Genomic DNA, 19745 nt, shown 5'->3' with positions numbered 1-19745 from the left:
GCATCCGGCCCAACGGAAAAAAGGACGCAGGCTTGAAAACACATATCGCCCCGGGGCGCGGCAGCGACGACAGCGACGAGTCTGGCGACGACTCGCGCACGCTCGACCGCGAGACCTTTGGCAAGCGTCTGCGCACGGCGCGCAAGGCCTTCGGCTGGACGCTCGCGCACCTCGCCGAACTCTCCGGTGTTTCCATCACCACCATCTCGCGCGCGGAACGCGGGCAACTTGCATTGGGCTACGAGAATTTTGCCGCGCTGGGCAAGGCGCTGCAGATGGATATGGGCTCGATGTTCGCCGGCGCGGGCGTGAAGACGTCGCCGTTCCAGGGGCCCGTCGTGACGCGGGCCGGCGAGGGCGTGACCTACCGGGGCTCTTCGTTTTCCTATGAGTTTCTTGGCACCGAGGCGGTGGGCAAGCAGATGAGCCCGGTGATCGGCACCGTGCATGCGCGCCGCATCGAAGGCCCCGAGGACTTCGCCCGCCATCCCGGCGAGGAATTTGTCTACGTGCTCACCGGCGAGGTCGAGGTGCATTTCGACAACGGCGAGAAGGTGCACCTGGCGCGCGGCGACGCGCTGTACTTCGATGCCCGCATGGGCCATGCCTACGTCAGCGTAAGCCGGCAGCTCGCCAGGGTGGTGGGCGTGACCACCAGCGAAAGCAGCTTCATGAAGTCAGCCCAGGCCGGGGAGGCGGAGGCCGCGCCAGCGCGTGTCGTCAGGCGGCCCCGGGGGAAGGCCGCTGCCGGCAAGGGGCAGGGCAAGGGCTGAGGTGCCCGCGTCAGCGCCGGCTCCGTGGAGCCGCGCGGCTTCGCCCCGGATCCATCCACCGTAATCCCTGCTGCCCTGTGAGGCTTATGTTCGGCCTCGCCGCGCCCGGGCCGGAAGCGTCGTGCGTCGATGCGCCGGTTTCCCGGCTAAGTCCGTTCCTGGAAACTACCGATTGTGGGCAAAATCATAGCCATCCCGCATGGCGGGGCTGGCGTTGGCGGCACGGAAAGAATCCGTCAGCCCTAAAGTATTCCGGCTTGCTGCCGTTAAGCGACCACGCCTTATTCAATCTGTACGCGAGGAGCTGGCATGCTGAAGCGGATCAAGACCCGGCAGCTTCAAGTTGGAATGTTCGTGGCCAGGGTGGGCGGGCCATGGATTGAGCATCCCTTCTGGCGGTCGCGGTTCCTGGTGAACAGCCAGGAACAGATCGACCAGATGATTGCCTCCAAGGTCGAGGAGGTATGGATCGACCTGCTCAAGGGCAAAGGCATTCCGCCGCCCGTGCAGCTGGCGGCAACCGGATCGCTGAGCGTGAAACCCGTGGCCGACGAGCCGGCCAGCGCCGTGCCGCAATCGGCGGTATCGCTGGAGGTGGAGTTCGGGCTCGCGCGGGAAGTCATGAAGAACGGCAAGGCGGTGGTCGGCTCGATGTTCACCGACGCCCGCATGGGCCGCGCGCTCGAAGTGGAGGGCGCCCTGATGCTGGTCGACTCCGTATCGAATTCGCTGACGCGCCATTCGCAGGCCCTGATCGCGCTGGCGCGGCTCAAGGTCCGGGACGACTACACCTATCTGCATTCCTTCGCGGTCTGCGCGTTGATGATCGCGCTCGGACGTACCCTCGGGCTGGACAATGGCGAGGTGCAGCAACTCGGCCTGGCGGGCCTGGTGCACGATATCGGCAAGATTTCCATTCCCACCCAGGTACTGCACAAGCGTGGCGACATGACCGCCGCGGAGATGGCCATGGTGCAGCGCCATCCGTCCGTCGGCTATCGCATCCTCAACGAGGCCAGGCTCTACAGCAATATCCCGCTCGATGTCTGCGTGCACCATCACGAACGGATCGACGGGCGCGGCTATCCGTTCGGCCTGCATGGGCATGAGATCAGCGTGCACGCCAAGATCGCGGCGGTGTGCGACACCTATGACTCGCTGACCTCCAGCCGCCCGGGGCACCAGGCCTGGACGCCGGCGCGGGCGCTCGAATACATGGCGGTGCGGGTCGATACCTTGTTCGACCGCACCGTGTTCCAGGCTTTCACCAGGTCGATCGGCATCTATCCGCTGGGCACGGTGCTGCGCTTGCGCTCCGGACGGCTGGCGGTGGTGTTTGCACAGAACGACAACGAGCCGCTGCGCCCGCGGGTCAAGGTGTTCTACTCGCTGAGCGAGGCCGCGCAGGTGGGCCCCGAAACACTGGACCTGAGCGAGGCGGAAGACACCATCGTGAGCTTCGAGGACCCGGCGCAATGGGGCTTCCGCGACGAACAACTGCTGGAACTCTGCGCAGCCTGACCGGCGATCCATCCTGCGAGGCGCATCTTGTCCGCAAGGACAGCGTCAGGCGGCCCAGGCCTGTTCGAGGATGCGCGCGGCATCGCCACCGCCCGCGCTGATGCCCATGACGGCACCCCATTCCGGGTCGAAGCGGCTGGCCAGGAAGGCGCCGGCGGTGGCCGCATCGGCATGCTGGAGCATCAGGCAGGCCTGGGCGGTCAGCACCAGCCGCGCGGTGGTGCGGCGGGCCTCGGCCTGCTGCTCTTCCTCGGGCAGGCGCAGCGCCGCGCGCAATGCCGCCACGCTGGCCTGGATGCGCGGCTCGCCCGCGCCCACGACGCTCATCTGGTCCAGCACGCGCAGGTAATCCTCTGGGTTGCGGCCGATGGCGCGCAGCACGTCCAGGCACATCACGTTGCCCGAGCCTTCCCAGATCGAGTTGACGGGCGCTTCGCGGAACAGCCGGCCCATCGGGCCTTCCTCCACATAGCCGTTGCCGCCGAAAACTTCCATTGCCTCGCCGGTCATTTCAACCGCGCGCTTGCAGATCCAGAACTTGGAGGCGGGCGTGAGGATGCGGCGCCATGCGAGACGGGCGGGATCGCCGGTGGCTTCGAAGGCGGTGGCCAGGTCCATCGCCAGCAGCATCGCGGCTTCCGCCTCCAGCGCCATGTCGGCCAGCAGCCTGACCATCAGCGGCTGGCGGATCAGCGGCTTGCCGAAGGCGCTGCGGTGGCGCGCATAGTGCAGGCACTGCACCAGCGCCTGGCGCAGGAAGCCCGCGCTGGAGAGTGCGCAGTTCAGGCGGCTGTAGGTGGCCATCTCCAGGATGGTGGGAATGCCGCGGCCCTCGTCGCCCACCATGATGCCCCAGGCTTCACGGAATTCCACTTCGCTGCTGGCGTTGGAACGGTTGCCCACCTTGTCCTTCAGGCGCTGGATCTCGATGGGGTTCTTGCTGCCGTCGGGCCGCCAGCGCGGCACGAAGAAGCAGGAGGAGCCGGCTTCGGTATTGGCCAGTACCAGGTGGGCATCCGACATCGGCGAGGAGAAGAACCACTTGTGGCCAGTGATCAGGTACTCGGCGCCGCGTCCCTCGCCGCGGCCGGGTACCGCGCGGGTGGTATTGGCGCGCACGTCGGAGCCGCCTTGCTTCTCCGTCATGCCCATGCCTACGTTGATCGACGGCTTTTGCTCGATGGGGATGTCGCGCGGATCGTAGGCCGGGGTCAGCAGCTTGCCGCCGAGCTGCGCGAACAGGTCCGGCTCCTTGCGCAGCACGGGGATGCAGGCCTGGGTCATGTTGGTGGGGCAGAGCGAGCCGGACTCGATCTGGCAGTGCATGTAAAGCGAGGCTGCATACGAGGCCCAGGCGGACGGGCGCGTATCGGCGAAGGGCAGGTTGGCCAGGCCGCTCCTGCGCGCGATGGTCATCATCGCGTGCCAGCCGGGGTGGAAGCGGACCTGGTCGATGCGCTCGCCGATGCGCGAGTGCGTATGCAGCTCGGGGTGGTGGCGGTTGGCATCCTCGGCGTGGCGGATGGTTGCCTCGGCGCCGAGTACCGCGCCCTGGCGTTCAAGCTCGGCTTCGTTCCAGGCCGCGCCGGCGCGTTCCACGGCACGCCGGATGCCGGGGTCGCTGGTGTAGAGGTTGTAGTCCTTGAGTTCGGGGACCTGGTTGGTGATGGCATGGGTGGCGTTCATTGCGGGCTGTCTCCTTGGGCCGGACTGGCAGGGCTCGCTGCCGCCCGTTAGATTCGAAAGGTCATTCTAGATACAATGCCCAGCCTGCATGTTCGGCTTTCGGAGCACCATGAACCCACAGCAGAAAGGCCCGGAAAAACCTCGCCGCAAGCCGGTGCAGTCGCGCTCGTGGCAGACCTCGCTGGCCATTCAGGAGGCCTTTGTTCGGCTTTTGGCCGGGCAGGATTACGGGCAAGTGACGATTCGCGCCATCGTCGACCTGGCCGGGGTGGGGCTGGGTACCTTCTATGAGTACTTCGGCAGCAAGGAAGAATTGGCCCGTGTTTGCCTGCATCTGCGTGCCAAGCGCATCGTGCAGTCCATGGACGAATGCCTGGCGCAACGCCGGGGCGAGCCCATCGCAGTGATCGTGGACGCGCTGATTGCCGTCAATGTCGGGCACCACCGGGAGACGCCGGAGCGGTGGGGGCCGGTCTACCTGCTGGAGCGGCACTATTCGGGGCGCGCGGCGTATCGAAAGATGTATGGGAGGTTCGTGGTGCTGTGGAGCCGGGCGCTGCAAAGCGCCGCCGACGCGCCGCCAGCCCCGGTGATCGAGGAGGCCTCGGTGACGCTGCAGGCCATCGTCTACGGCCTGATCTCGCATGCCTGCATCGACGAAGGGGAGGAAATCGATTTTCCGCGGCTGATGCGGCGGCTGCGGGGGGCTGCGCATGGGTATCTGGGTACGCTGGGCGAGCCGCCCGAGGTACTGAACGAAGCAGGCAAGACGCGCCAAAACCGTCTGAAATGACGACGGCTGTCACTCCCTCTCCCCCGGCTTGCTCTCCCACAAGTGGGAGAGGGGAGCAAACATGCGGTTGAAGTAAGCCGCAGCCGCGGGCCACAAAAACAAAACCGGCGCCATCGGCGCCGGTTTCGTCTTACTGCCAGGGCTGAATCCAGCTTACTGGATCTTGGCCTTTTCCTTGAGCGACTTCATCATCGCCTGGAACTGCTCGCGCTGCCAGTTCTGGTCGCCCATCAGCATCTGCACCAGCTGCGGCTTGACTTCTTCGAAGGTCGGGATCTTGGCGTCGCGCACGTCGTCGAGCTGGATGATGTGCCAGCCGAACTGGGTCTTGACCGGGGTCTCGGTCATCTGGCCCTTCTTCAGCCCCGTCATGGCGGCGGAGAATTCCGGCACGTAGCTGCTGCTGTTGGCCCAGTCAAGATCGCCGCCGTTGGCCGCGGAGCCCGGGTCCTTGGACGAGGCCTTGGCCAGGTCTTCGAACTTGGCGCCGGCCTTGATCTTGGCGATGATGGCGCGCGCGTCGGCTTCTTTTTCCACCAGGATGTGGCGGGCGTGGTATTCCTTGCCGCTGCCGAACTGGGACTTGATCTTGTCGTATTGCTTGCGCAGTTCTTCGTCGCTGGCGCCGTGGGTCTTGACGTAGTCTTCGAAGACGGCACCGGCCAGCACATTGAGCTTGGCCTGTTCCAGTTGTTCCTGCAGGTCRTCGCGCTGGGTCAGGCCGCGCTTGTTGGCTTCCTGCAGCAGCAGCTCACGGTCGATCAGCATGGTGCGGGCACGGTCGCGCAGTTCTGCGCTGGGAGGCTGTCCGGTGCCGGCTATCAGCTTGTCCAGCTTGGCCGAGGGGATCGCCTTGCCATTCACGACGGCGGCGTTCTGGGCGAGGGCGGGCAAGCTGCCAGCGGCAAGCACAGCCGCCAGGCTGAACGAGAGGACTGTGGTCTTCATGGAATCAGGTCTGAGAGTTGCTCGAGGAATCGCGGGAGGTTTCGCGGGATTCAAGTTCTTGGTCGGTCAGCGCCGTCACTGCCAGCGCATGGATTTGCGTGGGGAACAGATCGCGCAGCGCATCATACACCATGCGGTGGCGTGCCACCCTGGTGCTGCCGGCAAATTGCCCGCTGACGATGGTCACGTGATAGTGCCCGCCGCCGGAGGCGGCGCCGGCATGGCCGGCGTGCAGCGCGCTGTCGTCGCGCACCTCTACGCGGGAGGGAGAAAGGGCTGCGCGCAGCAGGGCTTCGATTTGTGCGGGTTCTGCGGCCATCGGCGTTTGTGCTTGTCCTGGTGGGAGTCCGGCCGGGGCCGGACGGTCAGTCTTGGAAGGCGCGGCGGGAACGGCCCGCCGGGGCGCTTACTCGGAGGTGTTTTCCTGCATGTGGCGCGACAGCCAGACGCTTTGCGCCAGGATGAACACCAGCATCAGGCCCATGCTGCCGAACAGCTTGAAATTGACCCAGGCATCGGTGGAGAACTGGTACGCCACGTAGAGGTTGACCACGCCCATCACGGCGAAGAAGGCGGCCCAGGCGGCGTTGAGCTTGCCCCAGGCGGCTTCCGGCATGGTCACCTGCTTGCCCAGCATGGCGCGGATCAGGTTCTTGCGCCAGATCAGCGCCGACAGCGTCAGCGTGGCGGCAAACAGCCAGTACAGCACGGTGGGCTTCCACTTGATGAAGGTCTCGTTGTGCAGCAGCAGCGTGGCGCCGCCGAACACCGAGATGATCACCAGGCTGACCCACTGCATCGGCTCGACCTTGCGGTGGCGCAGCCAGACCCAGCCGATCTGCACCACGGTGGCGGCGATGGCCACTCCGGTGGCGGCGTAGATGCCCGCGAACTTGAAGGCGACGAAGAACAGGATGACCGGAAACAGGTCGAACAGGAATTTCATGCGGACTGGATTGAGCGACGCAAGGTCGAGGACAGGGTTGGCGGCGAACCGCCGCGCGGGCGGTTCGGGCTTAGCGCGGCGTGTCGGGCGATGTCGGCGCGGCGTCACCCGCATCGAAGTCGGCGGGGTCGCGCTCATCGAATTTTAGCGCAGCCGAGTTGATGCAGTAGCGCAGACCGGTGGGCGCAGGGCCATCTTCGAAAACATGGCCGAGATGGCTGCCGCATTCCTTGCAGCGGACTTCCACCCGTACCATGCCGTGGGTGCGGTCGGTGTGCTCATCGATCACCTCGCCGTTGATGGGGCGGAAGTAGCTGGGCCAGCCGCAACCGGCGTCGAACTTGGTGCTGGCTTCGAACAGCGGCGTGCCGCAGCCGACGCAGCGGTAGGTGCCGCGCTCCCAGTGGTCCCAGTAGCGGCCGGTGAAGGGCCTTTCGGTGGCCGCCTCGCGGGCAACGCGGTATTCGATGTCGGAGAGTTGCTCGCGCCACTCGGCTTCGGTCTTTTGCGTGGTCATATCCGGCTTTCCTTTCTGGTTGGCTGGGAAACGATCGCTTTTCGTCACCCACGGCCAGTTGGTCGTATCTCGACTGCCAATCCTTACAGCGTGGCCGCGTGCTTATGACGAACAGCTCACTTCCAGCCCCGCGGCCCAGTCCGGCGGCAACGCGGCATAGCCTTCCGCTTCGGGCTGCTCGTCGAAAGGGCGCGACAGCACAGCCAGCAGGCGGTCAACCTCGCTGAAATCGTTCTCGCGAGCACGGCGGATGGCGGTTTCGGCCAGGTGGTTGCGCAGTACGTACTTGGGGTTGACCGCCAGCATGGCCACCGCCCGCGCGGCGTCGACGGAGTTCTCGGCACGCAGCCGTGCGCGGTACTTGTCGGCCCAGGCATCCCATGCCGCGCGATCCAGGAACAGGTCGCGCACCGGCGCATCCTGGCTGCCATCGACGGAAGAGATGCGGGCGAGATTGCGCCAGAACAAGGTGTAGTCCACGCGCTGTGTGTGGAGCAACTGGAACAGGTCGGTCAGCAGCGGTTCGTCGTCCTCGTCGCCGGCGCCCGTTGGACGCAGGCCCAGCTTGTCGCGGTATTGCCGGAAAAAGGCCGCGGCATAGCGCTCGCGGAACGGATCGAGCGCGGCGCGCGCGGCTTGCACCGCGGCATCGGTGGCGGCCTTGCCGGCTTCGCCTTCGTCCTTGCCATCGCCCTCGCGCCACAGCGGCATCAGCGCCTGGGCCAGGCAATGGAGGTTCCAGAACGCAACCTGCGGCTGCTGGCTGTAGGCGTAGCGGCCCTGCGTGTCCGTGTGGTTGCAGATGTGGTTGGCGTCGAAGGCATCGAGGAAGCCGAAGGGGCCGTAGTCGATGGTCAGGCCGAGAATCGACATATTGTCGGTATTCATCACGCCGTGGCAGAAGCCTACCGCCTGCCAATGCGCCATCAGGTCCGCGGTGCGCAGCGAGACTTCGCGCAGCAACGCCTGGTACGGCTGCTTGTCCTCGCGGCATTCCGGCATGAAGCGGTTGATGACGAAGTCCGCGAGCTGGCGCAGCGCGCCGATATCCTCGCGCGCGGCGAAATGCTCGAAATGGCCGAAACGGATGAAGGAGGGCGCCAGCCGTGTCACCACGGAGGCGGTCTCGATGGTTTCGCGTCGCACAGGAGCGTCCGAGCCGACGATGCACATGGCGCGGGTGGTGGGCACGCCCAGCGCGAACATGGCTTCCGAGCACAGGTATTCACGGATCGAGGAGCGCAGCACGGCGCGGCCGTCTGCCATGCGCGAGTAGGGCGTCATGCCCGCGCCCTTGAGCTGGATTTCCCAGGGGCCGCCGGCGGTGCGCGCTTCCGCCAGGCGGATCGCGCGCCCGTCGCCCAGCTGGCCGGCCCAGACGCCGAACTGGTGGCCGGAATAGACGCTGGCAAGAGGATCCGCCCACTCGGGTACGTGATTTCCTGCAAAAATTTCGATGAAGCTACGCTGTGTTGCATCATCCGCGTTCCAGCCCAGCAGGCCGGCGGCCGCCGGCGATACGCTTACCAGCCGTGGGGAGGGTAGCGGCGTCGGGGCAAGCCGGGTAAAGAAGCGCGCTCCCAGGTCGGCAAAGCCGGGCACGGTCGTGAACGGCGGGACGGCCGCAGCCGCGTCCAGTTGGGCGGGGCTGGCGGCTTCAGGCAAGGCGCGGGGGGCGCCGGTTGGCTCGGGAGAGTTCACTGAGGCATCACTGTGGGTGGCTGGGCACTGCAGCGCCAGCATGTCGAATTTCTCGCAAGTGCGCTTGCAGGCTAGGGAAAACGACATRTTGAGGTGCAACATGGCAGGCGGTATTGTACTTCCACGCCGTCGTTCGCATCTCTGACCGCCGTTGCCACCACAATGTTTCCGGTTATTCCTTAAGTCCCGTCCCCGACGCACCGCGATGGGGCCGGAGTGCAGCAACCCAGCCTTCCGGATATGGCGCTGCACAAAGGATTCCCGTTGACGTTTCATCAATGGATGGCAACAATCGGCCAAAAAATAGAACGGTTGTTCGTTTTTCTAACGAATCTCAAAAAATTTCAGGAGACTATTCCATGGCATTGATGGGTCAAATGATGAGCGAACCCCTGCTCATTTCCTCCATCATCAAGCACGCCGCCCGCCACTATGGCGGCACGGAAATCGTCTCGCGACGGACCGAAGGCGATCTGCACCGCTATACCTATCGCGACTGCGAGCTGCGTGCCCGCAAACTGGCCCAGGCCATTGCCGCGCTGGGCGTGCAGTCGGGCGACCGTGTCGGCACGCTGGCCTGGAATGGCTATCGCCACCTGGAGATCTACTACGCGGTGTCGGGTTCGGGGGCGGTATGCCATACCGTCAACCCGCGCCTGTTCCCTGAGCAGGTCGCCTACATCATCAATCACGCCGAGGACCAGTACGTCTTCTTCGATGCCACCTTCCTGCCGCTGGTGGAAGGCGTGGCGGCGCATTGCCCGGGCGTGAAGGGCTGGGTGATGATGAGCGACCGCGCGCATATGCCGGCCGACGCCAAGGTGCCGCTGCTGTGCTACGAAGACCTGATCGACGCGCAGGACGGCAACTACGCCTGGCCGCAGTTCGACGAGAACACAGCGTCCAGCCTGTGCTACACCTCCGGCACCACCGGCAACCCCAAGGGCGCGCTGTATTCGCACCGTTCCACCGTGTTGCATTCCTACGCATCCGCGCTGCCGGATGCGCTGGGGTGCTCGGCGCGCGACGTGATCCTGCCCGTGGTGCCGATGTTCCACGTCAACGCGTGGGGCCTGCCGTATTCGGTGCCGCTGGTCGGGGCCAAGCTGGTGCTGCCGGGCGCCAAGCTCGACGGCGCCTCACTCTACGAATTGTTCGAGCTGGAGAAGGTGACCTTCTCGGCCGGCGTGCCCACGGTGTGGCTGGGCTTGCTGCAGTACGTGCAGGCCAACAAGCTCAAGTTCTCCACGTTCCATCGCACCGTGATCGGTGGCTCGGCGGCGCCGCCGGCCATGATCCGCACGCTCAAGGAACTGGGCGTGGAAACCATCCACGCCTGGGGCATGACCGAGATGTCGCCGCTGGGCACGTCGTGCAGCCTGCTGGCTAGCCACGACGGCCTGCCGGAAGACGAGCGGCAGAAGATCCAGGAAAAGCAGGGCCGSGTGATCTAYGGCGTSGACATGAAGATYGTCGACGGCGACGGCAMCGARCTGCCCTGGGACGGCAAGGCCTTCGGCGACCTGCACGTGCGCGGTCCCTGGGTGATCGAGCACTACTACCGCAACGACGCTTCGCCGCTGGTGGATGGCTGGTTCCCCACGGGCGACGTGGCCACCATCGATCCCGACGGCTATATGCAGATCACCGACCGCAGCAAGGACGTGATCAAGTCCGGCGGCGAGTGGATCTCCTCGATCGATATCGAGAACGTGGCAGCCGCCCATCCCGCGGTGCATATGGCGGCCTGTATCTCCTGCTATCACCCCAAATGGGATGAGCGCCCGCTGCTGGTCGTGATGAAGCGGCCCGGTGCCGAGGTGACGCGCGAGGAGTTGCTCAAATACTTCGAAGGCAAGGTCGCCAAATGGTGGATCCCCGACGATGTGGCTTTTGTTACCGAGATTCCGCTGACCGCCACCGGCAAGATGCAGAAACTCAAGCTGCGCGAGCAATTCAAGGACTACCGCCTGCCGGCGGCCTGACCCCAAGCGAAGGCGGCCACAGAGCCGCCAATCCTTGCCGGCCATACGGCCGGCGCCTGCACGAAGGTTCGAGGCGCGCCGAGGTTTCGGGAGAGGGCGCCGCCGCGAACCGGAAATTACAGCCAACAATAAAACCGAAGGAGACAAGCATGATCAGATTGCGTCCGCTCGTGGCCGCCACGGCCATTTTCGCGGCAATGGGTTCCGGGGTCGCGGCTGCCGATACGGTGAAGATCGCCTTTATCGATCCGCTGTCCGGCCTGATGGCGCCGGTGGGCCAGAACCAGCTCAAGAGCTGGCAGTTCGTCGCGGACATCGCCAACCAGAAAAACTGGGGTGGCGGGCACAAGTTTGAAGTGGTTGGCTTCGACAACAAGCTCTCGCCGCAGGAAAGCCTGACCATCCTCAAGCAGGCGGTGGACCAGGGCATCCGCTACATCGTGCAGGGCAATGGCTCCTCGGTGGGCCTGGCGCTGGAAGACGCGGTGGCCAAGCACAACGAGCGTAATCCGGGCAAGGAGATCGTCTACCTGAACTACGCCGCGGTGGACCCGGACATGACCAACAGCAAGTGCAACTACTGGCACTTCCGCCTGGACGCCAACTCCGACATGAAGATGGAAGCGCTGACCACTTACCTGGCCAAGGATCCCGGCGTCAAGAAGGTCTACCTGATCAACCAGAACTACTCCTTCGGCCACCAGGTGGCGCGCGCCGCCAAGGACTACCTGAAGCGCAAGCGTCCGGACATCCAGATCGTCGGCGACGACCTGCACCCGCTGGCCCAGGTCAAGGACTTTGCCCCGTACGCGGCCAAGATCAAGGCCTCCGGCGCCGACACCGTGATCACCGGCAACTGGGGCAGCGACCTGGCCCTGCTGATCAAGGCCGGCAAGGACGCGGGCCTGACCACCAACTACTACACCTACTACGGCGCCACCACCGGCGTGCCGACCGCCATGGGGCCGTCGGAAGCCGGACGTGTCAAGTACGTCGGCTACTACAACCCCAACAACAAGGGCTTCAAGGGCGGCGATGTCATCGAAGGCTTCAAGAAGAAGTACAACGACGACTTCTACGTGATGGCCGCCTATACCGGCATCGCCATGCTGGGCAAGGCGTTCACGGATGCCAAGTCGACCGATCCGGTCAAGGTGGCCAAGGTGCTCGAAGGGATGAAGGCCGACAGCCTGAACGGTACGGTGGAGATGCGCGGTTCGGACCACCAGGCCCAGCAGTCGCTGGTGGTGGCTACCTGGACCAAGGTCGACGGCAAGGAGATCAAGTTCGACCAGGAAAACACCGGCTTTGGCTGGAAGACCGATGCGCTGATGGACCAGTATGTGGCAGCGCAGCCGACTTCCTGCCAGATGAAGCGCCCGGGCTAAGCCTGCGCTTGGCGGGCAGCGCGGCCAGGTCCGGCGCGCCGGCCCGATCCTGCATACTTCGGTCGGCCCGGGGCGACGTCTGTCGCCGCGGGCGGGTGACGCGCACCCGCGTGCATCCGTTTCCAGACCGGCCAGCGGCAGCCAGCAGGCTGACCGGTGCCAGATTGAAGGATATGTTGTGGAATTCTTCGTCATCTCTCTATTGAACGGCGTCAGCTACGGGCTGCTGCTATTCATGCTCTCTTCCGGGCTTACGCTGATCTTCAGCATGATGGGCGTGCTGAACTTCGCGCACGCCAGTTTCTACATGCTGGGCGCCTATTTCGCCTACACCATCGCCAGCAAGATCGGCTTCTGGCCCGCGCTGATCTTCGCGCCGCTGCTGGTGGCCGGCGCCGGGGCGCTGGTGGAGCGTTTCGGGCTGCGTGCCGTGCACAAATACGGACACGTGGCCGAGCTGCTGTTCACCTTCGGCCTGGCCTACCTGATCGAGGAAGGGGTCAAGCTGGTATGGGGCCTTGCCGCCGTGCCTTACCGCATTCCGGCCGAACTGGATGGCCCGCTGTTTACCGTATTCACCTCCTCCTTCCCCAAATACCGCGCCTTCATGATGCTGGTGTCGCTGGCCATGCTGGTGGCGATCTACCTGGTGCTCACCCGCACCCGCATCGGGCTGATGATCCAGGCCGCGCTGACCCATCCCGAGATGGTCGAGGCGCTTGGCCACAATGTGCCGCGCGTGTTCATGATGGTGTTTGGCGGCGGCGCCGCGCTGGCGGGGCTGGCAGGCGTGATCGGGGGCAATGCCTTCATCACCGAGCCGTCGATGGCGGCGGCCGTGGGGTCGATCGTTTTCGTGGTGGCGGTGGTGGGCGGCATGGGGTCACTGGTGGGGGCGTTCATTGCCTCGCTGCTGATCGGCGTGCTGCAAACCTTCGCCGTCACGCTCGATGCCTCGCTGGCAGGCTTGCTGGGCTCGATCGGCCTGCAGATTACCGACAGCACGCCGCTGTCTTCGCTATGGAAGCTCACGGTGGCGCAGGTGGCCCCGGTCCTGCCGTATTTGTTGCTGGTGGTGATGCTGATTTTCCGCCCGCGTGGTTTGATGGGTACGAGGGAGGGCTGACAGCATGGAGACGACAATGCAACAACGCCGCGAGGCGGTCGTGACCGGCCGCACCATGCGCTACCGCCCGTTGAACCTGGCGCGCTGGATCATCTGGGGCCTGACTGCGTTCCTGATGCTGGTGATGCCGCTGTTTTTCTCCGGCGGCTTCGCCATCACGCTGATGTCGCAGATGGGCATCATGATTATTTTCGCGCTGTCCTACAACATGCTGCTCGGGCAGACCGGCATGCTGTCGTTCGGCCATGCGGTCTATGCGGGCCTGGGCGCGTTTATTGCCATCCATGTGCTCAACATGGTGGGCGCGGGCAAGGTGTGGCTGCCGGTGTCGCTGCTTCCGGTGGTGGGCGGCCTGGCCGGCGCCTTCTTCGGCGTGCTGTTTGGCTACGTCACCACCAAGAAATCCGGCACCACCTTCGCCATGATCACCATGGGCATCGGCGAGATGGTGTTCGCCAGTTCGCTGATGTTCCCCGATTTCTTCGGCGGCGAAGGCGGCATTTCCACCAACCGCATGGTGGGCGATCCGGTGTTCGGCATCACCTACGGGCCGGGACGGCAGGTGTACTACCTGATCGCGGTGTGGTGCCTGCTGTCGATGGTGGCGATGTACGCCTGGACGCAGACGCCGCTCGGCCGCATCGCCAACGCGGTGCGCGACAACCCGGAGCGGGTCGAGTTCATCGGCTATAACACCCAGCGCGTGCGCTACCTGGTGCTGATCCTGTCTGCCTTCTTCGCCGGTATTTCAGGCGCGCTGTCGGCCATCAACTTCGAGATCGTGTCGGCGGAAAACGTCAGCGCGGTACGCTCGGGCGGGGTGCTGCTAGCCGCCTTCATCGGTGGCGCGGGCGTGTTCTTCGGGCCGGTGATCGGCGCCGTGGTGTTCATCCTGTTCGCGGTGGCGCTGTCGGACCTGACCAAGGCGTGGCTGCWGTACCTTGGCCTGTTCTTCGTGCTGATGGTCATGTTCGTGCCGGGCGGTATCGCCAGCCTGCTGATGATGCAGGTGCCGCTGCTCGCGCGCGGCAAGCTGCGCCGCATGCTGCCGGATTATGGCCGCGCCGCGGCCGCCGGGCTGGTGCTGCTGGCSGCGSTGATCCTKACCGTGGAACTGATCTACAAGGTGCAGGTGGATAGCGCGAATGGCACCGCGATGACGCTGTTCCGTATCGGCTTCGACGCCGGCACCGTCACGCCGTGGCTGGTGGCGGCCGCACTGTGGGTGGCCGGCCTGCTGGCCTGCCGCGCCGCGCGGACGCGGGTGCGCGCCACCTGGGACAAGGTACAAGCCGAAATGGCGGGAGGTACGGCATGAGCGCCGCGCTGGAATTGAACGATGTGCGCAAGAAGTTCGGCCAGACCGAAATCATCCGGGGTGTCAACCTGACCATCCCCAAGGGGGAGCGCCATGCGCTGATCGGCCCCAATGGGGCCGGCAAGTCGACCACTTTCAACCTGATCTCCGGCCGTTTCGCGCCCAGTTCGGGCACGGTCAGGCTAAACGGGCAGGAGATCGGCGGGCTGCAACCCTTCGTGATCAATCGCATGGGGCTGTCGCGCAGCTTCCAGATCACCAATATCTTTCACCGGCTGTCGGTGTTCGAGAACCTGCGCTGCGCGGTGCTCTGGTCGCTGGGCTACAAGTACTCGTTCTGGCATCGCCTGTCGGAGTTGCGCGACGCGCGCGAGCGCGCCGAGGAAGTGCTGGAGCTGATCGGCCTGCATCACCGCCGCAATACCCAGGCCAGCCTGCTCACCTATGCCGAGCAGCGCGCGCTGGAGATCGGCATCACCATCGCCGGCGGCGCGGAAGTGATCCTGCTGGACGAACCCACCGCCGGCATGAGCCGTTCGGAGTCCGACCACGCGGTGGAGCTGATCCGCCGTGTCACCGTGGGCAAGACGCTGGTGATGGTGGAGCACGATATGAGCGTGGTATTCGGCCTGGCCGACCGCATCTCCGTGCTGGTCTACGGCGAAGTCATCGCCACCGACACCCCCGAGGCCATCCGCGCCAACCGCAAGGTCAAGGAAGCCTACCTGGGTACCACCCTCGACGAACCCGCCACCGAAGGAGCGCACTGATGGGCAAGCGCATGCTGGACGTGCAGGGACTGCACGCCTACTACGGCAAGAGCCATATCCTCCACGGGGTCGATGCGCATATCGACGAAGGCGAAATCGTCGCGCTGCTGGGCCGCAACGGGGTGGGACGCTCGACCATGGCCAAGGCCATCCTCGGCATGGTCAAGGCGGAGGGTTCGGTGCGCTTTCGCGACGAGGAGATCCTCGGGCGGCGCACTTTCGAGATCGCCCACCTCGGCATCGGCTATGTGCCGGAAAACCGCGATATCTTCCCCACGCTGACGGTGCGCCAGAACCTGCTGCTGGGCGAAAAGCGCAATCCGCGCCAGTCCAAGCCCCGCTGGACGGTGCAGGACATGTACAACATGTTCCCGCGCCTGAAGGAACGAGAGAACACGGCCGCCGGCGTGCTCTCCGGCGGCGAGCAGCAGATGCTCACGCTTTGCCGCACGCTGATGGGCGACCCCGACCTGGTGCTGATCGACGAGCCCACCGAAGGGCTGGCCCCGATGATCGTCACGCTGGTGGGCGACTACCTGAAGGTGCTGAAGGAGCGTGGCGTGTCGGTGCTGCTGATCGAGCAGAAGCTGGCCATCGCGCTGGATATTTCCCAGCGGGTCTACGTGATGGGGCACGGGCACATTRTGTTCGAAGGCTCGCCGCAGGATCTCAAGGCGAATGCGGCCATTCGCAAGGAATGGCTGGAGGTGTAGGGCGGTTGGTGCCCGGTGTTCGATATGACGCGGGACATTGGTAAAACAGCCAGCATGCGCTGGCTGATTTACCATTTGGCGATCGTTCGCTTCGCCATCGGCTGGAAGCAACGGCGCCGCCTCGCCGACGCTTATTTCGCCTTCAGAAACTCCCCGACCTCCAGCAACACCAACTCATTGTCGTCCGCCTTGTCAGGCTCTCGGCTGCTGGAAAACGGCAGGTTGTTGTCGTTGCCAACCACGATATGGGTGGGGTCCACCACGTCTACGTTCTCGATCGTGAAGAACGGGAACTTGAGCACGCCGTCGTTGAGCGGCTTGCGGGCCAGCTTGTCGGGGTCGGCGATATTGAGCAGGTCGATATAGCCGATCTTGCGCACCGGCCCGCCGGCGTTGGCATCGGTCAGCTCAACCTTGTAGATGCGCTTGAACCTGGCGATGTCGGAGAAGCAGTCGCTGCGCTTCTGGCCTTCGGGGCAGGCCTTGTCGGCCGTGCCTTCGCCGTTGTCGCGTTCGATGATCAGGCCCGTGGTGGCGTCGATCATGTTGAAGTCGCCGATGGCGTTGCCGTTGGCTTCCAGCGGGTACTTCCACGAGCGGCCCGTCCATTTGCCGGCCTGGGTGTCGAACTCCAGCACGCGCAGGGTTTCCTTGCCGTCGGTGCGTTCGAAGTCCTTGGCCTGGGCGTTCCAGACCGGGCCTTCAAGCAGCGCATAGAGCTTGCTGCCGTCGGGCGACGAGGCCATGCCTTCGAAGCCCTTGGAGCGCTTGACCTGGAAATCCACCGCGCCACCCGGCACGCCGGGCGTGGTTACGGCAGGGTGGTCGGGGGAGCGCACGGGCTTGCCGTCGACCAGCGTGTCGTACACGGCCAGCACCTTGCCTTGCAGGTCGGCCTTGATCAGGAAGGGGCCGAATTCGTCGCCGATCCACAGCGCGCCGCCGGCGAACTGGAAGCTCTCGGTGTCGAAGTCCGATCCCGTCAGGTAGCGCTGTTTGGTCCCTTCGTGGACGATGCGGAAGGGTACCTTCTTGTCCGGATCGTGGAGGAACACGGTGCCGAGGCGCCGAAGCTTGCCGCTCTTGAAGTCCACCTTGTAGTGGTTCAGGTAGAGCATGAAGTCGGGCGAGTTGGCCTTGCTGCCGGCGCCATTGTCGGTCAGCACCCAGAAGCTGCCGTCATGGCCGGCCAGGGTGGCGGGGTAGGCGGGCGCGGCGGCCGTCTGTGCCACGGCGGGCAGGGCCCATGCGGCAGCGGTGATGGTGATTACAGCAGTGACGGTCGCGGACGGAAGCATGCGCATGTAGGTGAACAATCGAGTCGAAAGACCACTACGATGCATGGTCAGCGTGACGGCGGCATGAAAGGAGTGTGACGGGAGCATGACAGGCAAGTGTCTCGAAATGTCTCGAACTGACAACGGCCGCACCGGCCAGGAAAGGTTCGACCCGGCTGAGGCTTGGCCATGACGCAGCTCCCGCATGCCAGGTGCCACGCAGGAGCAAGCGCGCGGCTACTTGCCGGCTTGCTCGGAAAAGCGATTAGCTTATGAGGCGGGCGGGCATGCACTTATAAAAAAGATATTGTTTGGCCGGAGCGCTGTGCGCAATACGCTACGCGCTTTTCCTGAACGCCTGCCATGTCCTCTCCTTCCGCATTGACAACACGCGCCTTCGCCGCGCTGCTAGCCCTCGCTACGTTCACGGCCCCCCTGGCCGCGAATGCCCAGAGCCCGATACTGGAGCAGATCCGTGAATCGGGCACGATCACAATGGGTTATCGCGAGGGCGCGCTACCGTTCTCTTTCTCCGACATCAAGGGGCAGCCTTCGGGCTACGCCGTGGACCTGTGCCTGCGCGTGGCCGAGGCCGCGCGCCAGAAGCTCGGCTTGAAGGACCTGAAGGTGCGCTGGCTGCCGCTGACGGCGCAGAGCCGCGTGCCCGCCGTGATGAACGGCCTGGTGACAGTCGACTGCGCGCCCAATACCAATACGGTCGAGCGCCAGAAGCAGGTGGCCTTCAGCGTAGCCCACTATGTGTCGGTGGTACGCATGCTGGTACGCTCCGATTCGGGCATTCAGTCCTTCGACGACCTGCGTGGCAAGGTGGTCGTCACCAGCGCGGGCTCCACCGGCGACCGCCACGTGCGCCGGCTGAAGCCCCAGTACGCATTCAACGACGTGTATGCGAAGGATCATAACGAGTCCTTCCTGTTGCTGGAGACCGGCCGCGCCCAGGCGTTCGTGCTGGATGATGTGGTCCTGTACGGCCTGCGCGCGAATTCGAAGGCCCCGTCTCAGTACACCGTTGCCGGACCGGCGCTGTCCATCGAGCGTAATGCGCTGATGCTGCCGAAATCCGATCCCGAGTGGAAGCAACTGGTCGACCAGACGCTGACATCGGTCTTCGCCGGCCCCGAGGTGGTCGCATTGCAGAAGCGCTGGTTCCAGCAGCCCATCGGCGCACGCGGCATCAACCTCGCACTGACGCCGTCTCCCGAAGTGCTGGCCGCCTGGAAGCAGCCCACCGATCAGGCAGCGGAGTGAGGCCGGTGTCCTGTCCAACTGCGATGCGGGGAGCCGGCCGATGAGCGAAGTCCTGCCGACCTACGACGATGTGGTGGCCGCCGCGAGCCGGCTGGCCGGGCACGCATGGCGCACGCCGGTACTGCGCTCGCCGGCGATGGATGCCTGGGTGGGGGCCGAACTGTTCTTCAAGTGCGAGAACCTGCAGCGCACCGGCGCCTTCAAGTTTCGTGGCGCATTCAATGCCCTGGCGCGATTCGATGCCGTGCAGCGCCGCCGTGGCGCGATCGCGTTCTCCGGCGGCAACCACGCGCAAGGCATCGCGCTCGCCGGGCAGGTGCTTGGCATTCCGGTGACGGTGGTGATGCCGCGCGACGCGCCGGCGTCCAAGGTGGAGGCGACCCGCGCCTGCGGTGCGCAGGTGGTCCTGTACGACCGCCAGGTGGACGACCGCGAAGCGATCACGCAGCGCTTGTCGGAGGAGCGCGGACTGACCCTGATCCCGCCATACGACCATGCCGATGTCATCGCCGGACAGGGCACGGTCACGCGCGAACTGATCGAGGAAACCGGACCGCTCGATGCGTTGCTCGTTTGCCAGGGTGGTGGCGGCCTGCTCGCTGGTGCCGCGCTCGTGACGGAGCGGCTCTCGCCCGGCTGCCGGCTGTACGGCGTCGAGCCCGAGACCGGCAATCATGGGCAGCAGTCGCTTCGCCGCGGCGCCATCGTGCATATCGATCCGCCCGATACGATCGCCGACGGGGCGCGCGCACAGCATCTCGGCGCGCTGACGTTCGCCCTGATTCGCCGCCGCGTGACCGACATCGTCGCCGTGCCGGACCTTGCGCTGATCGAATGCATGCGCATGTTCGCGCAGGCCATGAAGCTGGTGGTCGAGCCGACCGGCTGCCTTGGCCTTGCGGCGGCGCGTCATGCGGGATTGCCGGTGCAGGGCAAGCGTGTCGGCATCGTGGTCAGCGGCGGCAATGTCGACCTGCCGCGCTATGCGGAATTGCTGTCGGCACGTTGAAGGGA

The 19745-nt window shown here is 65.1% G+C and carries 18 protein-coding genes; 11 read left to right on the top strand and 7 right to left on the bottom strand.

Annotated elements, in window-relative coordinates:
* Positions 1-32 precede the first annotated feature (32 nt).
* Positions 33-773: a helix-turn-helix domain-containing protein gene (locus tag AC1DN0_RS22795; RefSeq protein ID WP_441628678.1), complete on the top strand. Its 741-nt coding sequence runs from the start codon at positions 33-35 to the stop codon at positions 771-773.
* A gap of 309 nt (positions 774-1082) precedes the next feature.
* Entirely contained in the window at positions 1083-2294 is a 1212-nt protein-coding gene (locus tag AC1DN0_RS22790; protein WP_441628676.1) for an HD-GYP domain-containing protein, read from the top strand.
* A 45-nt stretch (positions 2295-2339) separates the two neighbouring features.
* Here the strand turns inward: AC1DN0_RS22790 and AC1DN0_RS22785 are convergent, their stop codons facing one another.
* Positions 2340-3980, bottom strand: coding sequence for an acyl-CoA dehydrogenase family protein (locus AC1DN0_RS22785; RefSeq protein WP_441628674.1), 1641 nt, complete (start codon positions 3978-3980; stop codon positions 2340-2342).
* A 109-nt stretch (positions 3981-4089) separates the two neighbouring features.
* Between AC1DN0_RS22785 and AC1DN0_RS22780 the strand changes: the two genes are divergently transcribed.
* Positions 4090-4773, top strand: a complete 684-nt coding sequence (locus AC1DN0_RS22780) for a TetR/AcrR family transcriptional regulator (protein WP_441628672.1) — start codon at positions 4090-4092, stop codon at positions 4771-4773.
* A gap of 153 nt (positions 4774-4926) precedes the next feature.
* On the opposite strand, the gene AC1DN0_RS22775 is transcribed toward AC1DN0_RS22780, so the two are convergent.
* The 5 genes from AC1DN0_RS22775 to AC1DN0_RS22755 all read right to left on the bottom strand — a co-directional run bounded on the left by AC1DN0_RS22775 (position 4927) and on the right by AC1DN0_RS22755 (position 8849).
* Positions 4927-5721: a peptidylprolyl isomerase gene (locus AC1DN0_RS22775; RefSeq protein WP_035867754.1), complete on the bottom strand. Its 795-nt coding sequence runs from the start codon at positions 5719-5721 to the stop codon at positions 4927-4929.
* Positions 5722-5725: 4 nt separating this feature from the next.
* Positions 5726-6040, bottom strand: coding sequence for a BolA family protein (locus tag AC1DN0_RS22770; protein ID WP_045236318.1), 315 nt, complete (start codon positions 6038-6040; stop codon positions 5726-5728).
* An 87-nt stretch (positions 6041-6127) separates the two neighbouring features.
* On the bottom strand, positions 6128-6667 hold the full coding sequence (locus AC1DN0_RS22765; protein ID WP_035867747.1) for a septation protein A: 540 nt from the start codon (positions 6665-6667) through the stop codon (positions 6128-6130).
* Between the two features lie 70 nt (positions 6668-6737).
* Positions 6738-7184: a peptide-methionine (R)-S-oxide reductase MsrB gene (msrB, locus tag AC1DN0_RS22760; protein WP_035867745.1), complete on the bottom strand. Its 447-nt coding sequence runs from the start codon at positions 7182-7184 to the stop codon at positions 6738-6740.
* Between the two features lie 102 nt (positions 7185-7286).
* Entirely contained in the window at positions 7287-8849 is a 1563-nt protein-coding gene (locus AC1DN0_RS22755; RefSeq protein WP_441628710.1) for a protein adenylyltransferase SelO, read from the bottom strand.
* A 395-nt stretch (positions 8850-9244) separates the two neighbouring features.
* On the opposite strand from AC1DN0_RS22755, the gene AC1DN0_RS22750 reads away from it, so the two are divergent.
* The 6 genes from AC1DN0_RS22750 (at position 9245) to AC1DN0_RS22725 (ending at position 16185) form a co-directional block, all read left to right on the top strand.
* A complete protein-coding gene (locus AC1DN0_RS22750) occupies positions 9245-10870 on the top strand; it encodes a 3-(methylthio)propionyl-CoA ligase (protein WP_477146027.1) in 1626 nt (541 codons plus the stop codon).
* Positions 10871-11019: 149 nt separating this feature from the next.
* On the top strand, positions 11020-12258 hold the full coding sequence (locus tag AC1DN0_RS22745) for a branched-chain amino acid ABC transporter substrate-binding protein (protein ID WP_477101681.1): 1239 nt from the start codon (positions 11020-11022) through the stop codon (positions 12256-12258).
* Between the two features lie 178 nt (positions 12259-12436).
* Positions 12437-13384 carry a branched-chain amino acid ABC transporter permease gene (locus AC1DN0_RS22740; protein WP_441628665.1) on the top strand — a complete coding sequence of 316 codons (948 nt, stop codon included), beginning with the start codon at positions 12437-12439 and terminating at the stop codon, positions 13382-13384.
* 4 nt (positions 13385-13388) lie between these two features.
* Entirely contained in the window at positions 13389-14702 is a 1314-nt protein-coding gene (locus AC1DN0_RS22735; RefSeq protein ID WP_477146026.1) for a branched-chain amino acid ABC transporter permease, read from the top strand.
* Complete coding sequence (locus tag AC1DN0_RS22730) at positions 14699-15472, top strand: ABC transporter ATP-binding protein (protein ID WP_035867733.1); 774 nt, start codon at positions 14699-14701, stop codon at positions 15470-15472. Before AC1DN0_RS22735 ends, AC1DN0_RS22730 begins: the two co-directional genes overlap by 4 nt.
* On the top strand, positions 15472-16185 hold the full coding sequence (locus AC1DN0_RS22725) for an ABC transporter ATP-binding protein (protein ID WP_477146025.1): 714 nt from the start codon (positions 15472-15474) through the stop codon (positions 16183-16185). The genes AC1DN0_RS22730 and AC1DN0_RS22725 overlap by 1 nt, the downstream gene beginning before the upstream one ends.
* A 131-nt stretch (positions 16186-16316) precedes the next feature.
* Here AC1DN0_RS22725 and AC1DN0_RS22720 read toward each other — a convergent pair whose 3' ends face one another.
* Complete coding sequence (locus AC1DN0_RS22720) at positions 16317-17489, bottom strand: esterase-like activity of phytase family protein (RefSeq protein WP_477146028.1); 1173 nt, start codon at positions 17487-17489, stop codon at positions 16317-16319.
* A 336-nt stretch (positions 17490-17825) separates the two neighbouring features.
* Here AC1DN0_RS22720 and AC1DN0_RS22715 point away from each other — a divergent pair, with 336 nt between their 5' ends.
* Together AC1DN0_RS22715 and AC1DN0_RS22710 are read left to right on the top strand one after the other, a co-directional pair.
* Complete coding sequence (locus tag AC1DN0_RS22715; RefSeq protein WP_441628658.1) at positions 17826-18731, top strand: amino acid ABC transporter substrate-binding protein; 906 nt, start codon at positions 17826-17828, stop codon at positions 18729-18731.
* 40 nt (positions 18732-18771) lie between these two features.
* Positions 18772-19740 (top strand): threo-3-hydroxy-L-aspartate ammonia-lyase, encoded by a 969-nt coding sequence (locus tag AC1DN0_RS22710; RefSeq protein WP_441628656.1) that lies wholly within the window; start codon positions 18772-18774, stop codon positions 19738-19740.
* Positions 19741-19745 lie beyond the last annotated feature (5 nt).

This window comes from Cupriavidus sp. 05N39 (genome assembly GCF_056397325.1).
The sequence above is the reverse complement of the archived record's forward strand: the minus strand, read 5'-3'. Positions and strand labels throughout refer to the sequence as shown.

Coding starts and splice junctions, on each gene's coding strand:
- AC1DN0_RS22745 (WP_477101681.1), top strand. CDS start 11,020: ATGATCAGATTGCGTCCGCTCGTGGCCGCCACGGCCATTTTCGCGGCA.
- AC1DN0_RS22730 (WP_035867733.1), top strand. CDS start 14,699: ATGAGCGCCGCGCTGGAATTGAACGATGTGCGCAAGAAGTTCGGCCAG.
- AC1DN0_RS22765 (WP_035867747.1), bottom strand. CDS start 6,667: ATGAAATTCCTGTTCGACCTGTTTCCGGTCATCCTGTTCTTCGTCGCC.
- AC1DN0_RS22720 (WP_477146028.1), bottom strand. CDS start 17,489: ATGCGCATGCTTCCGTCCGCGACCGTCACTGCTGTAATCACCATCACC.
- msrB (WP_035867745.1), bottom strand. CDS start 7,184: ATGACCACGCAAAAGACCGAAGCCGAGTGGCGCGAGCAACTCTCCGAC.
- AC1DN0_RS22715 (WP_441628658.1), top strand. CDS start 17,826: ATGTCCTCTCCTTCCGCATTGACAACACGCGCCTTCGCCGCGCTGCTA.
- AC1DN0_RS22790 (WP_441628676.1), top strand. CDS start 1,083: ATGCTGAAGCGGATCAAGACCCGGCAGCTTCAAGTTGGAATGTTCGTG.
- AC1DN0_RS22710 (WP_441628656.1), top strand. CDS start 18,772: ATGAGCGAAGTCCTGCCGACCTACGACGATGTGGTGGCCGCCGCGAGC.
- AC1DN0_RS22780 (WP_441628672.1), top strand. CDS start 4,090: ATGAACCCACAGCAGAAAGGCCCGGAAAAACCTCGCCGCAAGCCGGTG.
- AC1DN0_RS22770 (WP_045236318.1), bottom strand. CDS start 6,040: ATGGCCGCAGAACCCGCACAAATCGAAGCCCTGCTGCGCGCAGCCCTT.
- AC1DN0_RS22785 (WP_441628674.1), bottom strand. CDS start 3,980: ATGAACGCCACCCATGCCATCACCAACCAGGTCCCCGAACTCAAGGAC.